Here is a 19,480-nt window from a genome sequence, read left to right as displayed (position 1 = left end):
ATAATATACTGATTTGTTCCTTCAACTCAACACTCAAAACTTAAAACTCAAAACTAAAAAAAGGCGGGGGATCCCCGCCTTTTTTATCAGTTCTAATCTGCCTGAATGTTATTTGATACCCAAGGCCTTTTCCTTCTCTGCTACAAGGAGTCTTGTCTTCACCGCTGTATCAGGGGTAAGACTCATGGAATCTATACCGCATTCTACGAGGAACTCCGCAAAGTCTGGGAAATCACTTGGTGCCTGGCCGCAGATTCCAATCTTGCGCTTGGTCTTTTTGGCAACATCGATTACCTGGCGTACCAGGCGCTTTACAGCCTCATTCCTCTCGTCATAGATATGGCTTACGAGCTCTGAATCCCTATCCAAACCAAGGGTGAGCTGAGTAAGGTCATTTGAACCAATGGAGAATCCATCAAACACCTTTGCAAATTCGTCTGCAAGCACCACGTTACTTGGAATCTCGCACATTACGTAGACCTCAAGACCATTTTCACCCTGCTTGAGGCCATACTTTTCCATTACTCCAATGACCTTTTTACCCTCTTCAACAGTCCTGCAGAAGGGGATCATTACCTTTACATTTGAAAGCCCCATTTCGTCTCTCACCCTCTTCAGGGCCTGGCACTCAAGCGCAAATGCAGGTTCAAAGTTTGGACTATAATACCTTGATGCCCCACGCCAACCTATCATGGGGTTGTGCTCTTCAGGCTCGTATATTTGACCACCTATGAGATTTGCATATTCATTTGATTTAAAATCACTTAGCCTAACTATGACATCATTGGGATAAAAACCAGCAGCTATACGGGCAACTCCTTGGGCCAGAGTATCTACAAAGAACTCGGCCTTGTCTTCATAATGAGGAGTCTTTTCATCTATTGCCTTAACGATCTCCTTTATCTGCTTATCGCGTCTAGCCTTTTTCTTTAGCTCGTCATAGTTGAGAAGGGCAAGTGGATGGATGCCTATGTGGGAGTTAATTATAAACTCTAGCCTTGCGAGACCTACGCCGTCATTTGGTATCTGACACTGGGTAAAGGCCTGCTCTGGGATACCCACATTCATCATGATCTTGGTCTTGGTCTTTGGAATATCCTTAAGGTCGAGACGCTGTACTTCAAAATCCAAAAGACCTTCATAGACCTTACCTTCTTCACCGTCAGCACAAGAGACCGTTACATTCTGGCCGTCTTTGATCTTCTCCGTCCCATCTTCAGTCCCAACAATACAGGGGATTCCAAGTTCCCTAGAGACAATGGCAGCATGACAGGTCCTTCCACCGCGATTGGTAACGATTGCTGAGGCGATCTTCATTATTGGCTCCCAGTCAGGGTCAGTCATGTCAGTGACTAGGACCTCGCCTTTCTTGAATTTTGTGATGTCTTTGACGTCATTAATGACCTTGGCTTTACCCTGGCCAATTTTGGAGCCAACAGCATTACCAGTGGCAAGGACATTTCCAGTTTCTTTGAGCACGTAGGTCTCAAAACTCTGTGAATCCTTTTGTGAATGGACTGTCTCAGGTCTTGCCTGGACTATGAAGAGCCCACCTGTCCCAACAGTCTCTCCATCACCGTCCTTGGCCCACTCGATATCCATGGGCTTTTTATAGTGCTCTTCAATGATACAGGCCCACTTTGCAAGGGTTAAAATCTCATCGTCCGAGAGGACATATGTGTTTCTCTCCTTCTTAGTGGTGGCCTTGTTCTTTACAGGAGATTTTGGATTGTCTGTATAGACCATCTTTTTTTGTTTCGGACCAAGCTTTTTGGAGATAACAGGTCTGAAACCTTCTTTTAAGGTCGGCTTAAACACATAAAACTCATCTGGATTCACTACTCCCTGGACGACGTTTTCACCAAGCCCCCATGCTCCAGTAATGAATACTACCTTATCAAATCCGCTCTCTGTATCCATGGTGAACATGACGCCAGAGCTCGCGCTGTCACTTCTAATCATCTTCTGAACCGCTATGGAGAGGTAGACATCAAAGTGACCAAACCCCTTGTCCTGTCTGTATGAAATGGCCCTGTCAGTAAATAGACTTGCAAAACATTTTTGACAGGCCTTAATGAGGCTATCTCCACCTCTTATATTTAGATAAGTCTCCTGCTGCCCTGCAAAAGATGCATCTGGTAAGTCCTCTGCAGTAGCAGAAGAACGGACTGCCACGTCCACGTCTTTCCCGTAAATCTCTTCCATCTTCTTATAGGCGTCTAGGATGGCCTCTTCCAGATCCGATGGGAAATCTGCCTTCAAGATGATGTCTCTTACCTTTTTACCCCTCTTTTTCAGATCCTGAATATTATGGGTATCAAGGCCATCAAGCGCATCTCTAATGGCAGCTTCCACCCCAGCCTCTTTTAAAAGGTGCTTATATGCTTCTGCCGTGATAGCAAAACCATTTGGCACCTGTACACCCTTTGAAGTAAGGTGTTGGTACATTTCCCCCAAAGATGCATTCTTTCCCCCCACAAGGGGGACATCTTCGATTCCAATCTGGTCAAACCACAAAATGAATGGCTTCTCACTCATAAAAAATGTCCTCCCTGAACGAATATAAGCGTATCTTAACTCCTTTTAGCCCTAATAAATAGGACTTGTCAACTCTCAAGGACCACAATTGAAATTGCCATGGTCTTTTCATGACTAATACTTATATGTGCTACCTTGATGCCTTGAGCCTCAAGGATGTTCCCTACATCTTCAGAGTAACTAAGCCTAGGGCGTCCTGAGGGCTCATTCACCACCCACACGTCCTTAAGCCCTAGCCCATGAGCTATCCCTGTTCCCAGGGCCTTTAAAAAGGCCTCTTTTGCAGAAAAACGGCTGGCAAGATACTCCCATCTCCGTACTGTTGAAGAAGGCATTTTTTCAATCTCCACGTCAGCATACACCCTTTTCAAAAAACGTCTGCCCCATCTTTCGTAGGCCTTTGTTATCCTGCCAATCTCAACAAGGTCAACGCCTATTCCAACAATCATCTTCCTACCGTCATACCTAACCATAAACGGGATACGCCGATGCTAGGACACTTGTCTGTCACCACCTGTGAGGATCTGTTGGCTGACGCAAACAAAAGATATGCAACCACCGGCCATCGGAACCCATCACAGGAGGCTTTTCGGCTTAATTGCCAGGAATCCCCGTCCGGTAAACGCTTGCAGGATGCTGTAGATGCAAGGCGGCGAGGGCGAAGGCGTACTTCCTGTACATAGATCCCTCGACAACGCAGTAGATGCTGCGTCATGCAACTTTTTACTATCACACCTAAATCCTGCAATTGGCGAGTTTGCCCAAGATTCGAGGCGTGAGAGGCGAAAAGGAAAAACCAAATATTAGATAATCCCTTATATAATCGTTCAAAATTCATTTTTGTCCTCTTTTGCCGTGCAGGATTTAGGTCACACTAAAAATCCCTGCTTAATGAGGGCAATCATATCCCTGACTGCCCTTTCAAGCCCTACCATAACAGCCCTTGAAATTATGGAGTGTCCAATGCTAAACTCTTCAATCTCTGGGATAGCAGTTAGGCGCACCACATTCTTGTAGTTTAGGCCATGGCCCACATTTACCTTTAGTCCTAGATCTGCACCTATACGTGCAGAACGTACTATTGATTCAAACTCTCTATCTATTTCCTCTTCGGTCTTTGCCTCGGCATATCTTCCAGTGTGTATCTCAATAGCTTGCGCCCCTACCCTTGAGGTCGCCTCTATCTGTGCCTCTTCTGGATCTACGAAAAGAGTTACTGGAATGCCGGCATCATTTAATCTCTGCACCGCGGTTCTTATCTTGTCTTCAAGTCCCACCACATCAAGACCACCTTCTGTGGTAATTTCCTCTCTCCTTTCAGGCACTAGAGTAACAACATCTGGCCTTACCTCTTCCGCGATTCTGAGCATTTCTTCTGTAGCGGCCATCTCTAGGGTGAGACGCGTAGAGACGATCTGCCTTATCAGCCTAAGATCTCTATCCTGGATATGACGTCTATCCTCTCTAAGGTGCACAACTACTCCGTCTGCACCTGCCAGCTCAACAATATTTGCTGCAACAACGGGATCAGGTTCGTCTCCGCCTCTTGCCTGTCTTATTGTTGCAACATGATCTACGTTTACACACAGTTCCGCCATAATCGCCTCCTTTAATAGTGCATTAATGAGACCCCTCTCATGCTCCAGTTGTTCCCTTTCCTGAATAGGCCCAAGCTCGTGATCATATCCCAAAAGATGAGAAAAACCATGAACCAATAACTCCATAAGGCGGTTTGAAAGGCGTCTGCCAGATGCTTCAGCCTCTTTTCGTGCTGTATCAATGCTTATAACTATATCTCCAAGAAGGGATAGAGGGCCACCTTCTTGTGGGAAAGATATACAGTTAGTAGGAGACTTGCGGCCAAACCACTGGGCATTGATCTCTTCTATTACGGGGTCACTCACTAAGAGAACGCTTAATTCTCGATCTATTAGTCCACTTTTCCTCAGAAGCCTTTGTCCTAGCCTTTCTATGAAAATCCTCATTCCTGGATGTGGAGCAAGGCCCTTAAAAGAAACCAAAACAGGCATTATCACCCATCTCCTTTTTCCAAACGTTCATAGGCACGTATGATCTCCATTACGAGTTTATGCCTCACAACGTCAAATTTTGAGAAGTTGATTATCTGGATCCCGTCTATTCCATCAAGGATCCTCATGGCCTGTAAGAGGCCAGATTGCTCCTTATGGGGAAGGTCGATCTGGGTAACATCGCCTGTAATCACGGCCTTTGAACTATAACCTAGGCGGGTTAGGAACATTTTCATCTGTTCACTTGTAGTATTTTGGGCCTCGTCTAGGATAATAAAGGCCTCGTTGAGAGTCCTCCCCCTCATAAATGCAAGAGGTGCCACCTCTATGGCTCCATGCTCTGTGAGTCTCGTGATTTTATCAAAAGGTAGCATATCATATAGAGCATCGTAGAGGGGACGAAGATAGGGATTGACCTTTTCTGCAAGGTCACCTGGAAGAAATCCCAAGCGCTCACCTGCCTCAACCGCCGGCCTCGTTAGTATGATCCTCTGCACCTCTCCCTTTAAAATTGCAGATATGGCCATTGCCATAGCAAGATATGTCTTTCCTGTACCAGCAGGGCCTATTCCGAATACAATGTCGTTTTGTCTGATTGCATCTATATAGAGCTTCTGAGAAAGATTTTTGGGATAAATTGTGCGCCTGCCACTCTTTATGGATAGGCTATCCAAAAAGACCTTTTTCAAATTCCTTTTCGGATCCTCTTTTAAGATGCGAATGGCCTGCTTAACATCTGCCTCATAGGGTTGCATACCCTCTTTGACCAATTTTTCTAGTTGGTTGATGAGCTTTTTGGCAAGCTCTACTCCAATTTGATCCCCTGAAAGGGTCAACTCATTTCCAAACAAATGGCATTCTATCTTTAAACCATCTTCAATTGCCTTGAGATTTGCCCCATGTTCACCAATTACGCCCTGGGCAACTTCATTTGACTCTAAAAGGATCTTTTCTTCAGATTGTTCCATCATTTTTCATCCAATACCCTGTCATAAAGTTTTCCAACTCCATATTCCTTTCTTCTCAGGAATTTTTGCCACGGAGGACCAATTATCTGCATCTCCGGGTGTTCTTTCTGGACCTCAATGGCAATTTGCATTTCCTTAGTACAACCAGTACTATATGTTGCATCCTTTCCCACCCACTCTGGCGGGACCTTTTTTCCCATGAGTTCAAAGGCCTTTTCTATATCTTCCACTGTCTGAAATCGCCAGATATCAATCAGGCCACTTCGCTGTACAATCTCCCACATATACATTATGTCATCTGCATCCATACCAGGTTCAAAATGCTCTGCCGGATTAATAACAAGCACATCCTCTTGTTTACTTCTAAGATAATCCACAAATACCTTGAGGACTTCCTTTGCAGTCTCCATCTGATTTGGAATACTTCCTACAATGGCACTGTAAAACATTATGGTCTTGCCCCGCCTCTTTTGCATCTTTAAGTGATAAATGAGAGCCTCTGCCTTTTCTGCTAGATCTCTTTCTGAGAAACGTACTGCATTGGGATGGTGAGGCCTTAAATTCATAGATACCACTCCATCCTCTTGGGCCACAATGCTTAATACGTCACGAGTAAATTGAAAGTGAGAATCGTGAATACATTCCATGTCCCTTGGACTTCTGCAGACCACAACATCTGACTCCTTAAAGGCCCTTGCAAAAGTGACTGACGTAAGAAGCGGATTAAAACGCTCCTGGGTGCCATCGGAAATTATAAACAACATGTAATCACTCTTTAACTTTTCGATAAGCTCCTTCTTTGAAATCTGATGGTTTGTTATGTAGAGAGCATTTTTGAAATATTCCAATAACACCTGGTCTTCAAGGGCATCATCCATGGTAATTGCGTCAAAATAAAAGGCATTTTTAGTGGCAATGATTATCTTGATGCCCATGTGAATAAGGAGACGGATTATCTCAAGGTCTATGATGCACTGCCCAGCCGAAAGCCCAGTCCATAGGACATAGTGCCGGCGATCTCTGCCTAACCACCTACTTGCAACAGACATGAACCACTCTAGGCCATCTCCTGTAATTGAACCATTCATCATCTGTAAGAATTCTTCTTTTGAAAATTCCCTTTCTTCCTCCCATATTTCCGGATGAGAAGTAAGGGATAGGAGCCTCTTAAGCTTCAAAAAAATTATCTCTTCTTGGAGTCTATCAAGAGACGAACACTCCAAATCTTTGATGGGAGACGGATCGTTTAGTGCCTCAATAAATGCCTTTGAAGAAATTGCCCTTTTACAGTTCTGATTTTTTTTCTCTTTTTCTATGGCAAGTGGACGTTCTACAGATGCAACCCGTGTAAATATCTGTAAAAGTCGCTTCTCAAGTCGCGATGGGAGGACCACTTGTGTAGCAGTCTCATGTCTAAACTTGATCCTCAATAGATTCAATAGGAATTTCTTCTTGTAGCTGTCATCTATGGCCTTTTCTATGAGTGGTTCAATCTCCTCCCAGACCTTGAAATAAAGGACGGGGAGAAGATCTTTTCCCTTCTTTTCCATTATTGCTGAAAAGACCTCGTCTGAACAGGGATAATAGTATACTTCATCTCCCAAATAGACCATAAATTTTAATTGTTCAGGGCTTGCAACTTCTGAAAAAAGTTCCCATGCAAGGTGATTTTCAGTATAAAAATTGGCTATCCAGGCATCTTTTTCTGGGTCTTTTGAAGTTTTATCTTTTAAAACTTGTTGTTGCCCCCTATGCCCCATTTTACCGATTAAAACCCTAAAGCATCTTTTTCCTAATGAAAATAAAAACAACGAGCCCTGAAAGCACAAGTGAAAAACCCATTATTATCGCAAAGGCATGGGGAGAATCCTGGAACGGTAAGGCAACATTCATGCCGTAAACACTGGCCACCAGGGTTGGTAAACTCAAAATAATTGTCACAGAGGTGAGAAATTTCATGACAATATTGAGATTGTTTGAAATAACCGAGGCATAGGCGTCCATCATGCCACTTAAGATGTCACTATATATCTTTGCCATCTCAATGGCCTGCTGATTCTCAATCAAAGCGTCCTCAAGGATATCCTCATTCTCTTCGGTGATGGGTATATACCTGCCACTTTGAAGCCTTGCCATAACAAGGTCATTTGCCCTAAGACTGGTATTAAAATAGACCAAGCTCTTTTCTAGATTCAGGAGTTTTACGAGTTCCTGGTTCCTAAGGGACCTGTGAAGTTCTTTTTCGTATTCACTGGTTAATCTGTCTATCATTCGCAGATGTCTCAAAAAAAGGGCTGCCGCCTTCAAAAAGATATGAAAAATGAATCTTGCAGGATCACATAATAGGCCGCTTAGGGCACTCCTACCAGAAAAAAGGTCATCCAGGAGTACTGTTTCCTTAAGGCAGACAGTTATTATGATCCCCTCAATCAATATGATCCCTAGAGGGATTGTCTCATACCTTACGAAATCCCCTTCATGGCGAGGATCTGGGATCTTAATGATAATCAGTACCTGATCTTCCTCTCTTTCAATCCTAGACGTCTCCTCTTCGTCCAGAGGATAACTCAAAAATTCAGGGAGGACTGGGAGCCTGTTTTGCACCTCTTTTAACTCCTCCTCAGTGGGAGCAACTAAATTGATCCAGCAGCCCTCATCAAGGTCTTCACACTGTTCGATTACTCTTCCATTTTGTTTGAGTATTTGAAGCACAAAGGCCCCTCCATTCAAAAAACTCGCCACGATTTTAACTAATCCCTGGAAAAAATACAGCCTATCAACTACAATTTCCAGAGATATAAGCAGTTACAGGGTCTTGCATATCGTTTGTTGTAAGCGCTTCTAGGGTTAAGCTATGCTCGATTTGTGCAAGTCCCCATCTGTAAGCTCTCGAAATTGGCCCATATACGGGACAAAAAGGGTAATCTCCTGGCAACAAAATAAATGGAGTACCCCGTGAGCGCTTACCCACTGTGTTTATAACAAGAGGGCCTGTTAAAGGCAATAAAAAAGGATATTAAAACGCAATTTAACAAATTCTCTTGACAACCACGGTAGTGAATGAATATACATTCATATAGTTAAACTGAAATATTTTCTATCATCACCCTTTTTAGGGAAAGGACAGATCCAAAGTATGAAGATTGCTGATAAGCACGAAAAGATCGTCCAGGCTGCCATAAGGGTTTTTGCACAAAATGGCTTCTACAACTCAAAAATCGCCGAGATTGCTAAAGAGGCCAATGTAGCAGATGGTACGATTTACCTATATTTCAACAACAAGTACGACATCCTCATAACTATTTTCGAAGAAGAAATTGGCAAAATTATTGCCAAGGTAAAGCAAGAAATGGCCAGGATTGAAGATCCAAGGGAAAAACTCTTTCGCTTTGCCCAGATACATCTTAGTCTGGTAGAAGAAAATAGGGACCTAGCTGAGGTAATCCAGGTGGAGTTGAGGCAAAGTAGTAAATTTATGAAAGAATATAGAAACAAGAAGTTTGCAGAATACCTCAACATTATCTCGCAAATAGTAAAACAGGGCCAGGCCCAAGGGATATTCCGCTCTGATGTGATGCCAGGCATTTTCAAAAGGGCATTTTTTGGGGCCCTTGATGAAATGAGCAGGTTCTGGGTACTTTCCAGCAAAAAAAAGTACAGCGTCAACACTGCGGCTCGTCAAATTAGTAAATTCTTCCTCGAAGGGATTGTAGCCAAAGAGGATGCCTAACATAGTAGATCCCTTTCCAGACTACGATTTTATACCTGAAAAAAAGGTCTTAATTGAAAGCTTAAGAAGCCCGCTGCCGCCATATATACGCGTCAATACCCTTAAGACCCCTGAACACCTCATTGTAAAGGCAATAGAAAAAGAAGGTATTTTTATAAAACCCATTGAAAAAGTACCTTTCTTTTATAGAGCTCAATGGGAAAAGGGATTAGGACATGCTTTTTCCTATAAATTGGGCCTATTCTATCCCCAGGCCCTTTCCTCTGCCCTTCCAGTGATGTGTTTGGCTCCCAGGCCCAAAGAGCTTATCCTTGACATGTGTGCAGCCCCTGGAGGCAAAACAACTTACATAGCTCAACTTACAGGAGACACAGCCCTCATCGTAGCAAACGATAGAAATCTGGGAAGGCTATCATCCCTAACATCCAATATCAAACGTTTGGGCATAACCTCTATAGTAGTTACATCCATAAGTGGCGAGCAATTTCCTCCTCATCCCAAATTCGACAAGGTCCTTCTCGACGCCCCCTGTTCTGGAGAGGGTAAATACAGGTTAGATTCGAGCGGTAACATCCTCTTTAAGGCCAAAGGAAAAACTAACCTTCCTGCTATTCAAAAAGGCCTCATAGTCAGGGCCTACGATACTCTCAAACCAGGTGGCATACTTGTCTATTCAACGTGTACATTAAATCCATTGGAAAACGAAGACGTGGTGACTTATCTCTTAAAAAAGAGGAAGGCAAAGGTACTTTCTTGGAACCCTCCCGTTTCTTCAGGACCCGGTTTGACAGAATTTAAGGACAGGAGCTTTCACAATGACTGCGCAAACACAAGACGCTTTTATCCACATCAAATCCAGTCAGTGGGATTCTTCGTGGCCAAAATATTTAAACCAAGATGAAAAAAAAGAGATCCTTGACTATCTTGAAAAATCCTTTGGCATGGCCCCCGCCATATTCATCCCCTATCTATTCTTTAAAACCTCTAGGACATATTACATTCTCAGAGGCAATGAAAAAATAGGGCTCATCAAGGACTTAAAGATCCAAAATGCAGGCCTTCCAGCTGTGAGGATACTTGGAAGGCATTTAAAACCCACCACTGAATTCGTCCAAAACTTTGGAATCTTTGCCACCCAAAATGTGCTGAACCTGCATTTGAATCAACTAAAAGACCTAGCTAGTCTCGGGGAAATTAGCCTCGACGTAAAGCTAAGAGACGGTTTCCACATATTGCGTGGCCATGATGCATTCTGGGGCATAGGCCTTGTAAAAGAGGGCACAAGACTGATTTCTTACCTATCAAATTCCGTCAAAAAAATTATTGACTCACTTTAGCCCTTTCTCGCCAGACGTGTGAGGATGATAGAAAAATTCTCATCATTGCTTTTCATATCTATCTTTTTTACCCCAACAGAAAAATTCTTCTCACATAATGGTAAAAATGCTCCGAGACTCTGTCTCCTAGAATCGTGAGCCATGTAAATTATGCCTTCAGGTTTCAGGTACTTATCAAAGATTGAAAGAAGAGGATCGAAGAATTTTTGGTGAAATAAGATCTCTGAACCAATAATCACATCGAATTTGCCAAGGTCTTTTGGATCTAACCAATCGAGAGTGTCAAATGAACAGGTCTTACAATCATTCACTGCGGCGGAAATCCTTGGGAAATCCATCACTTCGTCTTCGTAGTCGGTAAGTAATACATTATGGCCAAAATGTGATGCTACAAGCCCAGTCACCCCAAGGCCTGCACCCAGTTCTAGGATCTTTTGGCCAGGGACAGGTGGCAAAGAGGCCATGAAATGGGCAAGGATAACAGATGCCTCCCAAATCTTTACCCAGAAAGGAAACTCTGAAGCCTCTTTAAAAATGTCCTTTCCAGCCACAAATGGCTCAAGGTCCTGGGGGGCCAGGATATTAAAGGTGACCCCCCTGACCTCTATTGGTTCAAAGCCTGCAGAATAACGGTTTTTAAGCCTTGCGTATATTGATGCGACCCGCTGAGGTATTTGGACCTCAGCAGGTCTCTTTTTATGCTTTTCTTTTGGCACGACGCTTCTTCTCCTGCATATCGTAAAAGACCCGCCCTGTACCAGCTGGGATAAGTCTTCCCATAATGACGTTTTCCTTGAGACCTCTAAGGTAATCCACCTTTCCAGCAATAGATGCCTCGGTCAAGACCTTGGTAGTCTCCTGGAACGAGGCAGCAGATATAAAACTGTCGGTAGTGAGAGAGGCCCTTGTAATACCCAACAGTAATGGTTCAGCCGTAGCAGGTTGTTTGCCCTCTTGGAGGAGCCTTTCGTTTTCCTCTTCAAAACGCTGGCGTTCCACCTGTTCACCGAGCATGAAGGAACTATCACCAACGCTTGTGATCTTTACCTTCTTGACCATCTGGCGAACAATGACTTCAAAGTGCTTGTCATTGATCTTGACTCCCTGGAGCCTATAGACCTGCTGGATTTCATCCACGAGGTAACGGGCAAGGGCTTTAAGTCCTTTTACTCTCAACAGGTCATGGGGATTGATTACACCGTCCATCAAGGGTTCCCCTGCCCGCACATAGTCGCCTTCATGGACATTTATGTGTTTACCCCTGGGGATGAGATATTCTTTAGGTTCACCATATTCAGGTGTAATGATAACACGGCGTTTCCCCTTGAGATCCTTACCAAAAGAGACTACGCCATCAATCTCTGTGATGATTGCGTATTCCTTCGGCTTTCTAACCTCAAAGAGCTCTGCAACCCTTGGAAGACCACCAGTAATATCTTTGGTCTTGGTGGTCTCCCTTGGAATCTTTGCAAGGGCCACACCTGCTTCTACGTAATCTCCCTCATTAACACCAATAATTGCGCCTATTGGAAGTATATAACGGGCTTCACCTCGGCCTGAGGGAAGTTTCAGTGTCCTTCCTCTCTCGTCTTTGATGGAGATTCTAGGCCTATATTCAGTGGCCTTGTACTGGATAATGACCCTGCTGGCCTTACCTGTGACAGGGTCCACCTTCTCCTGCATGGTCTCACCTTCGATGACATCACCAAATTTTACCCTTCCAGCCACCTCGGTGAGAATTGGAATGGTGAATGGATCCCATTCTGCGAGTTTCTGACCTGGTTCAACCTCAGTACCTTCTTCAACAAGGAGTTCTGCACCATATATAACTGGATAGCGTTCACGCTCGCGACCATCGGGTGCAACAATTACTATCTCTCCATTTCTATTTATGACCACGAGGCGTCCATGGGGATTTCTAACCGTATTCAGACGCTCAAACTTTACAACCCCCTTGCCTCGACACCTGATCTCTGCCTGCTCTACCTTACCACTTGCAGTACCACCAATGTGGAAGGTCCTCATGGTAAGCTGGGTACCAGGCTCACCCACTGACTCAGCAGCAATGATTCCAACTGCCTCACCAAGGGCAACCATCTTACCCCTTGACAGGTCGCGGCCGTAGCACTTGGCGCATATTCCAAACGGAGCCCTACACGTAAGCGGAGAACGTATTTCTACCTTTGTAATACCGGCCTCTTCAATACGCTTTACGCCATCTTCTGTTATCTCTTCATTGGCCTTTACAAGGACTTCTCCAGTAACAGGGTCGATGATATCCAAAAGGGCAACCCTACCCAAAATCCTCTCTCCGAGAGGCTGGATAATCTCTCCACCTTCAATCAGGTGTTCCATCTCAATGCCGTCAATAGTACCACAGTCTTCCATTGTTATTGTGGAATCTTGTGATACGTCAACAAGCCTTCTAGTGAGATAACCAGAGTTTGCTGTCTTGAGGGCTGTGTCTGCAAGTCCTTTTCGGGCTCCGTGAGTCGAGATAAAGTATTCAAGCACATCAAGACCTTCCCTGAAATTACTCTTAATTGGGGTCTCGATGATCTCGCCAGATGGCTTTGCCATAAGGCCGCGCATACCAGCAAGCTGACGTATCTGATCCTTTGAACCCCTTGCCCCTGAATCTGCCATGATGAATATGGGGTTAAAACTCGGAGTCTCAACCAGTTTACCATCTGGGGTCCTGTGATATTCAACGGAGATCTCGTCCATCATCTGCTTGGCAACCTCATCAGTTGCCCTGGTCCAGATGTCGACGACCTTATTGTAGCGCTCACCAGCAGTGATGAGACCCTCTGCGTACTGTTTATAGACCTCAGTGACCTCTTTCTGGGCCTTCTCAAGGATCTCTTCCTTGTTAACTGGGATCACCATGTGGTTAATTCCAATGGAGATACCAGCATGAGTTGCAAAGCGATATCCAAGGTTTTTTAACCTATCTGCAAGAATTACAGTCTTTTTGGCCCCTGCCTTCCTGAAGCTGATATCAATGAGCTTAGCGATATCCTTCTTCCGCATTGTCTTATTTACAGCCTCGAATGGGACCTCTTCTGGGAGAAAATCAGAGAGAATCACTCTACCGACTGTGGTATCCCAAACTTTCCCGTCAATTCTTGCCTTGATCTTTGCCTGAAGATGAACGGCCCCTGTAGCCCAGGCCATAATTACTTCGTCTCTGTTGGCAAAGACCTTGCCCTCTCCAGGGACATTAATCCTGTCCCTTGTCATATAGTATATGCCAAGGACGATATCCTGGGTCGCCACGATGATCGGTTCGCCATGGGCAGGTGAAAGCACATTGTTGGTGCTCATCATAAGCACCCTTGCCTCGGTCTGTGCTTCCACAGAAAGGGGCACGTGGACAGCCATCTGGTCTCCGTCGAAGTCTGCATTGTAGGCGACGCAGACCAATGGATGGAGCTGAATGGCCTTCCCTTCTATTAACACTGGCTCAAATGCCTGAATTCCAAGCCTGTGAAGGGTGGGGGCGCGATTGAGTAGAACTGGATATTCACGTACAACTTCGTCTAGAGCATCCCACACCTCTGGGACCTCTTTTTCCACAAGCTTTTTAGCGCTCTTAATAGTGGTAACTAGCCCCTTCTCCTCAAGTTTGTTGTATATAAACGGCTTAAAGAGCTCCAAAGCCATCCTCTTGGGAAGACCGCACTCATGGAGCTTTAATTCAGGTCCTACAACAATGACAGAACGGCCTGAGTAGTCAACGCGCTTACCAAGCAGGTTCTGACGGAATCTTCCCTGCTTCCCTTTGATCATGTCTGAGAGACTCTTAAGAGGCCTCTTGTTCGGACCAGTTACGACTCGCCCCCTTCTTCCATTGTCAAAGAGGACATCAACTGCCTCCTGGAGCATCCTCTTCTCATTTCTGATGATGATATCTGGGGCGTCTAGATCCTTTAGGCGTTTTAACCTGTTGTTTCTGTTGATGACACGCCTATAAAGATCGTTTAGATCGGATGTAGCAAACCGCCCCCCATCAAGAGGAACGAGAGGCCTGAGATCCGGAGGTAGTACCGGAATTACGTTTAATATCATCCACTCTGGCTTATTTCCAGAATCCCGGAAGGCCTCTACTATACGAAGCCTTTTGCCTAACTTTTTCCTCTTGGCCTCTGAACGGGTCTCTAGCATCTCTTGCCTGAGTTCCTGAGACAATTTATCGAGATCCAACTGGCTCAAGAGGTATCTTATGGCCTCAGCCCCCATTCCAACCTCGAATTTAGGACCAAATTGCTCGAGGTTTTTCTGGTAGGCCTCATCGCTCATAAGGGTCCCTACTGGTATCTCAGGCATTTCAGATGCGATGACAATGTGGGATTCGAAGTATAGAACCCTTTCTAACTCCTTCATGCTGAGGTCTAAGAGAGACCCGATCTTGCTCGGAAGGCTCTTCAGATACCATATATGGGCAACAGGAGCAGCTAGGGTAATATGCCCCATACGCTCCCTTCTTACCTTTGATTGTATAACTTCAACTCCACACTTTTCGCATATAACACCCCTGTGCTTCATGCGTTTATACTTTCCGCACAGGCACTCATAATCCTTGACCGGGCCAAAGATCTTGGCGCAAAAAAGACCATCTCTCTCTGGCTTAAAGGTCCTATAGTTTATGGTCTCAGGCTGCTTGACCTCACCGTGAGACCACTGCAGTATCTTTTCAGGAGATGCAATCCCAATCCTAACAGCTTTAAAGCTCAAAGGATCTTTGGGTTTCATAAAGAAGGAAAAGACATTTTCCATAATATTCTCCCTTATTCTTCCAAAAGCTCTATATCTAAGCAGAGCCCCTGAAGCTCTTTTACAAGGACGTTAAATGACTCTGGAAGACCTGCCTCTAGGAAATTATTGCCTTTGACGATCTTCTCGTACATCCTACTTCTACCAGCAACATCATCCGATTTGACTGTAAGGAATTCTTGGAGGGAGTATGCTGCGCCATATGCTTCGAGGGCCCAGACTTCCATCTCACCCAGACGCTGACCACCGAACTGGGCCTTACCACCAAGGGGCTGCTGAGTTACTAAGGAATATGGACCAGTGGAACGGGCATGAATCTTTTCATCTACAAGGTGATGCAGCTTGAGCATATACATTACACCTACAGTAACTGGCTCTGCAAAGGGTTCGCCTGTAAGTCCACTGTATAGTTTAACCTCTCCAAGCTCAGACTGTCCCGCTTCCACTAGGAGCCTTCTTATCTCCTGCTCATCTGCCCCGTCAAAAACAGGTGTGGCCACAGGTAGGCCTTTTGCAAGGCCCTTTACTACCTCAACCAACTCACTGTCTGAGAGATTGTTAAAATACTCATCCATCTCTTCCTTTGAATAGATGACACTGAGCTTCTTTCTAATCTCATTCATTGCATTCTTCTTGAGTAATTCATCGAGCTGCGCTCCCAAATTCTTTGCTGCCCACCCAAGATGGACTTCAAGAATCTGTCCGACATTCATACGAGACGGCACTCCAAGGGGATTCAATATGATGTCTATAGGAGTTCCGTCCTCAAAATAGGGCATGTCTTCAATTGGAACGATTTTTGATACAACACCTTTGTTACCATGGCGACCTGCCATTTTATCCCCTACCTGGAGTTTTCTCTTCATGGCCACATACACCTTTACGACCTTGACTACTCCAGGAGGTAGTTCGTCGCCCTTTTTAAGACGCTCGATCTTTTCTTCGTATTGCTTTCTTACGCGCTCGACCTCAGACTCAAACCATGTGATCAGATCTTGAACCATTGGATCTGGCTCTTTTCTGCCTTCGAGGATGAGGTCTTTTAGTCTCTGAAGTTTAATATTCTCAACTTTATCTCTGGTAATCTCTTCTCCTGCCTTTAGAAGTATCTTACCGGACCTATCTTTCACAGAAATTGCTGGCCTCAAGCCCTCCAAATGTTTTGCGAGCTTGGAGGTCACAATATTCCTCAATATCGATATCTCATCCTCTTGGTCCTTTAAGAGTTGAGCAATCTCCTGATCTTCTATGGCTTGAGCCCTGGCATCCTTTTCAACGCCCTTTCTACAGAAGACCTTGGCATCAATCACCACTCCCTCAATACCAGGTGGGACCCTCAAAGAGGTATCCTTCACATCGCCAGCCTTTTCACCAAAGATTGCCCTGAGTAGTTTTTCTTCAGGCGACAACTGGGTTTCACCCTTAGGTGTAACCTTGCCAACAAGGATATCCCCTGCCTTTACTTCTGCACCAATTCGCACTATTCCACTTTCATCAAGGTCCTTAAGGGCCTCTTCACCTACATTGGGGATATCTCTCGTAATCTCTTCTCTTCCAAGCTTAGTATCTCGAGCCTCTACCTCAAACTCCTCTACGTGAATGGAGGTATAGATATCTTCCTTTACGATCCTCTCACTGACGATAATGGCGTCCTCGAAGTTGTATCCCTGCCAGGGCATGAACGCCACAACCACGTTCTTGCCTAGGGCCAACTCACCATTTCGAGTTGCTGGTCCATCAATTATCACCTGGCCCTTCTTTATGCGTTGACCAGGTTTAACCAATGGCTTCTGATTAATAACTGTAGTCTGATTGGACTTTTGGAATTTCTTTAACTTATAGATTACAACTTCACTCGTTAGCCCTTTTTCTGGAACCTCGTCATAACAGACCACGACCCTTGTACTGTCCACGTTTTCTACTACGCCATCTCTTTTGGCGAGAACTGCAACTCCTGAGTCCCTTGCCACAACTCGCTCAATCCCTGTCCCTACGATAGGGGCCTCAGTCTGAAGTAAAGGCACTGCCTGACGTTGCATGTTAGAGCCCATTAGAGCCCTGTTTGCATCGTCATTTTCAAGAAAAGGAATGAGTCCAGATGAGATACTCACAAGCTGATTAGGTGCAATATCTACAGCTGTAATCTCTTCAGCCGGTACGATCAAAAACTCTCCTTTTCTTCTTACACCCACAGTGTCGTCTAAAATGCGTCCTTCCTCATCCACTCTTACTGTGGCTGGAGCAATGGTCTCCTTTTCTTCTTCAAAGGCAGTTAGATATACAACTTCATCAGTAATCTTACGGTCTCTTACCTTTCTATAGGGAGTCTCGATGAAGCCATAGGCATTTATGCGAGAATAGGCACTCAAGGAGACAATAAGACCAATATTTGGACCTTCAGGTGTCTCAATGGGACAAATTCGACCGTAGTGTGTGGGATGAACGTCTCTTACCTCAAAACCAGCCCTTTCTCTGGACAAACCGCCTGGCCCCAGTGCGGACAGACGCCTTTTATGCGTTATCTCTGAAAGAGGATTGGTCTGATCCATGAACTGAGAAAGCTGGCTTGAACCGAAGAACTCTTTTAAAGCGGAGGTAACTGGCTTTGGATTTATGAGATCGTTGGGCATAATAGTCTCTGTCTCTTGGATGGCCATTCTTTCTTTAATGGTCCTCTCCATACGAACGAGACCAATTCTGTACTGATTTTCTACCAGCTCACCAACTGATCTCACTCTCCTATTGCCTAGGTGATCAATATCATCCACTTCTCCCTGGGTATCTTTAAGATGGACCAGTTCCTTTACTGTCTCTAATATATCTTCGGGTGTAAGTACCCGTTGAGTTAGCGGAATATCCAGGCCTAGACGCTGATTTATCTTGTAGCGTCCGACTTCAGATAAGTCATATGTATCTGGATTGAAGAATAGTGACTGAAAGAACTTCTCTGCAGCCTCAAACACAAGAGGACTGCTGGGCCTTAGACGCCTATATATCTCTAGTAATGCTTCTTCCCTATTTGTAGTTTTATCGAGAAGAAGAGTGTCTCGGATAGAAGAACTTACCTTAATTCCATCGATAAAGAGGACCTCTACTTCTTTTATTCCAGCATCCTTTAAGTTTGCGACAATCTCCTCTGTAAGTTCCTGATTCCTTTGTACTATGACTTCCCCAGTATTTGGATCAACAATATCCTTGGAACATACCTTTCCAATGAGTTCCGATGGGTCCACTGGAACACGCTCAATACCCTTTTCAGCAAACTTGCGAAGTGCACTCTTGGAAAAACGTCTGTTCTTCTTGAGAAGTACCTCCCCAGTCTCTGGATCTAATACATCAAGACTTGCCCTCTGAGAAAGTAAGGTATCATTGACTTTACGATAACAGAGATCCCCTTCTAGATAATAGATATCACGATTATAAAAGGCATTTAGTATGTCTTCCTCTGAATATCCAATTGCCTTGAGAAGAATAGTCGCTGGTATCTTCCTTCTTCTATCAATTCTCACATGCAATATGTCTTTGGGATCAAATTCAAAGTCTAACCATGAGCCCCTAACTGGAATGACTCTTGCTGAATAGAGGACCTTTCCACTGGAATGAGTTTTCCCCTGGTCATGAGCAAAGAAGACGCCTGGACTCCTCTGCAACTGGTTGACCACGACTCTCTCGGTCCCGTTCACTATAAAGGTCCCTGTTGGGGTCATAAGTGGAATTGTACCGAAATAAATTTCTTGTTCCTTGATGTCTCTAATGCTCTGAGCGCCGCTTTCCTGGTCAATATCATAGCTGAGGAGTCTAACTACTATCCTCATTGGGGCCTCATAAGTAACACCCCTGGCGATACATTCTTCAATAGAATACTTGGGCTCTCCAATTGTATATTCCACAAATTCTAGGGATGAAGTCCCTGTAAAGTCTGTAATGGGAAATACACTTTGAAAAGCGGCCTGGAGTCCAATATTTTCTCTTGCCCCAGGGGCAATATCCTTTTGTAAAAACTTTTCATAAGACTGTTTTTGAACTTCAATAAGAAAAGGAACGTCCAAAATAGGACGTACTCTTCCAAATCTTTTTCTTGGTGGAGCCATGAAATTACCT

At 44.6% G+C, this 19,480-nt stretch carries 13 protein-coding genes and 1 pseudogene; 4 read left to right on the top strand and 10 right to left on the bottom strand.

The genetic code is table 11. The features are described from left to right. Positions 1 to 108: 108 nt before the first annotated feature. A complete protein-coding gene (ppsA, locus tag DBT_RS07130) occupies positions 109 to 2,538 on the bottom strand; it encodes a phosphoenolpyruvate synthase (RefSeq protein WP_067618392.1) in 2,430 nt (809 codons plus the stop codon). Between the two features lie 68 nt (positions 2,539 to 2,606). After that, the gene (acpS, locus tag DBT_RS07125) at positions 2,607 to 3,011 is read right to left on the bottom strand and encodes a holo-ACP synthase (RefSeq protein ID WP_083186694.1); all 405 of its coding nucleotides are present in this window, start codon (positions 3,009 to 3,011) and stop codon (positions 2,607 to 2,609) included. Positions 3,012 to 3,180: 169 nt separating this feature from the next. Between acpS and DBT_RS12095 the strand changes: the two genes are divergently transcribed. Then, the gene (locus tag DBT_RS12095; protein ID WP_153304056.1) at positions 3,181 to 3,345 is read left to right on the top strand and encodes a hypothetical protein; all 165 of its coding nucleotides are present in this window, start codon (positions 3,181 to 3,183) and stop codon (positions 3,343 to 3,345) included. A gap of 62 nt (positions 3,346 to 3,407) precedes the next feature. On the opposite strand, the gene DBT_RS12875 is transcribed toward DBT_RS12095, so the two are convergent. The 5 genes and pseudogenes from DBT_RS12875 to DBT_RS07105 all read right to left on the bottom strand — a co-directional run bounded on the left by DBT_RS12875 (position 3,408) and on the right by DBT_RS07105 (position 8,248). Continuing rightward, complete coding sequence (locus tag DBT_RS12875) at positions 3,408 to 4,136, bottom strand: pyridoxine 5'-phosphate synthase (protein WP_067618749.1); 729 nt, start codon at positions 4,134 to 4,136, stop codon at positions 3,408 to 3,410. Positions 4,137 to 4,163: 27 nt separating this feature from the next. After that, positions 4,164 to 4,523 (bottom strand): annotated as a pseudogene (gene ybeY / locus DBT_RS12870) (rRNA maturation RNase YbeY); the annotation flags it as partial. A gap of 47 nt (positions 4,524 to 4,570) precedes the next feature. Next, on the bottom strand, positions 4,571 to 5,539 hold the full coding sequence (locus DBT_RS07115; RefSeq protein ID WP_279614869.1) for a PhoH family protein: 969 nt from the start codon (positions 5,537 to 5,539) through the stop codon (positions 4,571 to 4,573). Next, complete coding sequence (locus DBT_RS07110; protein ID WP_067618383.1) at positions 5,536 to 7,296, bottom strand: hypothetical protein; 1,761 nt, start codon at positions 7,294 to 7,296, stop codon at positions 5,536 to 5,538. The genes DBT_RS07115 and DBT_RS07110 overlap by 4 nt, the downstream gene beginning before the upstream one ends. Positions 7,297 to 7,312: 16 nt before the next feature. Beyond that, on the bottom strand, positions 7,313 to 8,248 hold the full coding sequence (locus tag DBT_RS07105) for a magnesium transporter CorA family protein (protein WP_067618381.1): 936 nt from the start codon (positions 8,246 to 8,248) through the stop codon (positions 7,313 to 7,315). Positions 8,249 to 8,672: 424 nt separating this feature from the next. On the opposite strand from DBT_RS07105, the gene DBT_RS07100 reads away from it, so the two are divergent. Genes DBT_RS07100 through DBT_RS07090 form a run of 3 tightly spaced genes read left to right on the top strand, consistent with a single transcriptional unit; the run spans position 8,673 to position 10,603 of the window. After that, a complete protein-coding gene (locus DBT_RS07100; RefSeq protein ID WP_067618378.1) occupies positions 8,673 to 9,266 on the top strand; it encodes a TetR/AcrR family transcriptional regulator in 594 nt (197 codons plus the stop codon). Further along, positions 9,259 to 10,167 carry an NOL1/NOP2/sun family putative RNA methylase gene (locus tag DBT_RS07095; RefSeq protein ID WP_067618375.1) on the top strand — a complete coding sequence of 303 codons (909 nt, stop codon included), beginning with the start codon at positions 9,259 to 9,261 and terminating at the stop codon, positions 10,165 to 10,167. The genes DBT_RS07100 and DBT_RS07095 overlap by 8 nt, the downstream gene beginning before the upstream one ends. Further along, complete coding sequence (locus DBT_RS07090) at positions 10,082 to 10,603, top strand: hypothetical protein (RefSeq protein WP_141674244.1); 522 nt, start codon at positions 10,082 to 10,084, stop codon at positions 10,601 to 10,603. Before DBT_RS07095 ends, DBT_RS07090 begins: the two co-directional genes overlap by 86 nt. On the opposite strand, the gene DBT_RS07085 is transcribed toward DBT_RS07090, so the two are convergent. The 3 genes from DBT_RS07085 to rpoB are packed head-to-tail and all read right to left on the bottom strand — an operon-like array spanning position 10,600 to position 19,470. After that, on the bottom strand, positions 10,600 to 11,319 hold the full coding sequence (locus DBT_RS07085; RefSeq protein ID WP_067618369.1) for a class I SAM-dependent methyltransferase: 720 nt from the start codon (positions 11,317 to 11,319) through the stop codon (positions 10,600 to 10,602). The genes DBT_RS07090 and DBT_RS07085 overlap by 4 nt on opposite strands. Then, a complete protein-coding gene (rpoC, locus tag DBT_RS07080) occupies positions 11,300 to 15,382 on the bottom strand; it encodes a DNA-directed RNA polymerase subunit beta' (protein WP_067618366.1) in 4,083 nt (1,360 codons plus the stop codon). The genes DBT_RS07085 and rpoC overlap by 20 nt, the downstream gene beginning before the upstream one ends. 11 nt (positions 15,383 to 15,393) lie before the next feature. Further along, a complete protein-coding gene (rpoB, locus tag DBT_RS07075) occupies positions 15,394 to 19,470 on the bottom strand; it encodes a DNA-directed RNA polymerase subunit beta (protein ID WP_067618363.1) in 4,077 nt (1,358 codons plus the stop codon). Between the last annotated feature and the right edge of the window lie 10 nt (positions 19,471 to 19,480).

It is taken from the genome of Dissulfuribacter thermophilus (assembly GCF_001687335.1).
Lineage (GTDB): Bacteria > Desulfobacterota > Dissulfuribacteria > Dissulfuribacterales > Dissulfuribacteraceae > Dissulfuribacter > Dissulfuribacter thermophilus.
The sequence above is the reverse complement of the archived record's forward strand: the minus strand, read 5'-3'. Positions and strand labels throughout refer to the sequence as shown.

Coding starts and splice junctions, on each gene's coding strand:
- ppsA (WP_067618392.1), bottom strand. CDS start 2,538: ATGAGTGAGAAGCCATTCATTTTGTGGTTTGACCAGATTGGAATCGAA.
- acpS (WP_083186694.1), bottom strand. CDS start 3,011: ATGGTTAGGTATGACGGTAGGAAGATGATTGTTGGAATAGGCGTTGAC.
- DBT_RS12095 (WP_153304056.1), top strand. CDS start 3,181: ATGCAAGGCGGCGAGGGCGAAGGCGTACTTCCTGTACATAGATCCCTC.
- DBT_RS12875 (WP_067618749.1), bottom strand. CDS start 4,136: ATGGCGGAACTGTGTGTAAACGTAGATCATGTTGCAACAATAAGACAG.
- DBT_RS07115 (WP_279614869.1), bottom strand. CDS start 5,539: ATGATGGAACAATCTGAAGAAAAGATCCTTTTAGAGTCAAATGAAGTT.
- DBT_RS07110 (WP_067618383.1), bottom strand. CDS start 7,296: ATGGGGCATAGGGGGCAACAACAAGTTTTAAAAGATAAAACTTCAAAA.
- DBT_RS07100 (WP_067618378.1), top strand. CDS start 8,673: ATGAAGATTGCTGATAAGCACGAAAAGATCGTCCAGGCTGCCATAAGG.
- DBT_RS07095 (WP_067618375.1), top strand. CDS start 9,259: ATGCCTAACATAGTAGATCCCTTTCCAGACTACGATTTTATACCTGAA.
- DBT_RS07090 (WP_141674244.1), top strand. CDS start 10,082: ATGACTGCGCAAACACAAGACGCTTTTATCCACATCAAATCCAGTCAG.
- rpoC (WP_067618366.1), bottom strand. CDS start 15,382: ATGGAAAATGTCTTTTCCTTCTTTATGAAACCCAAAGATCCTTTGAGC.
- rpoB (WP_067618363.1), bottom strand. CDS start 19,470: ATGGCTCCACCAAGAAAAAGATTTGGAAGAGTACGTCCTATTTTGGAC.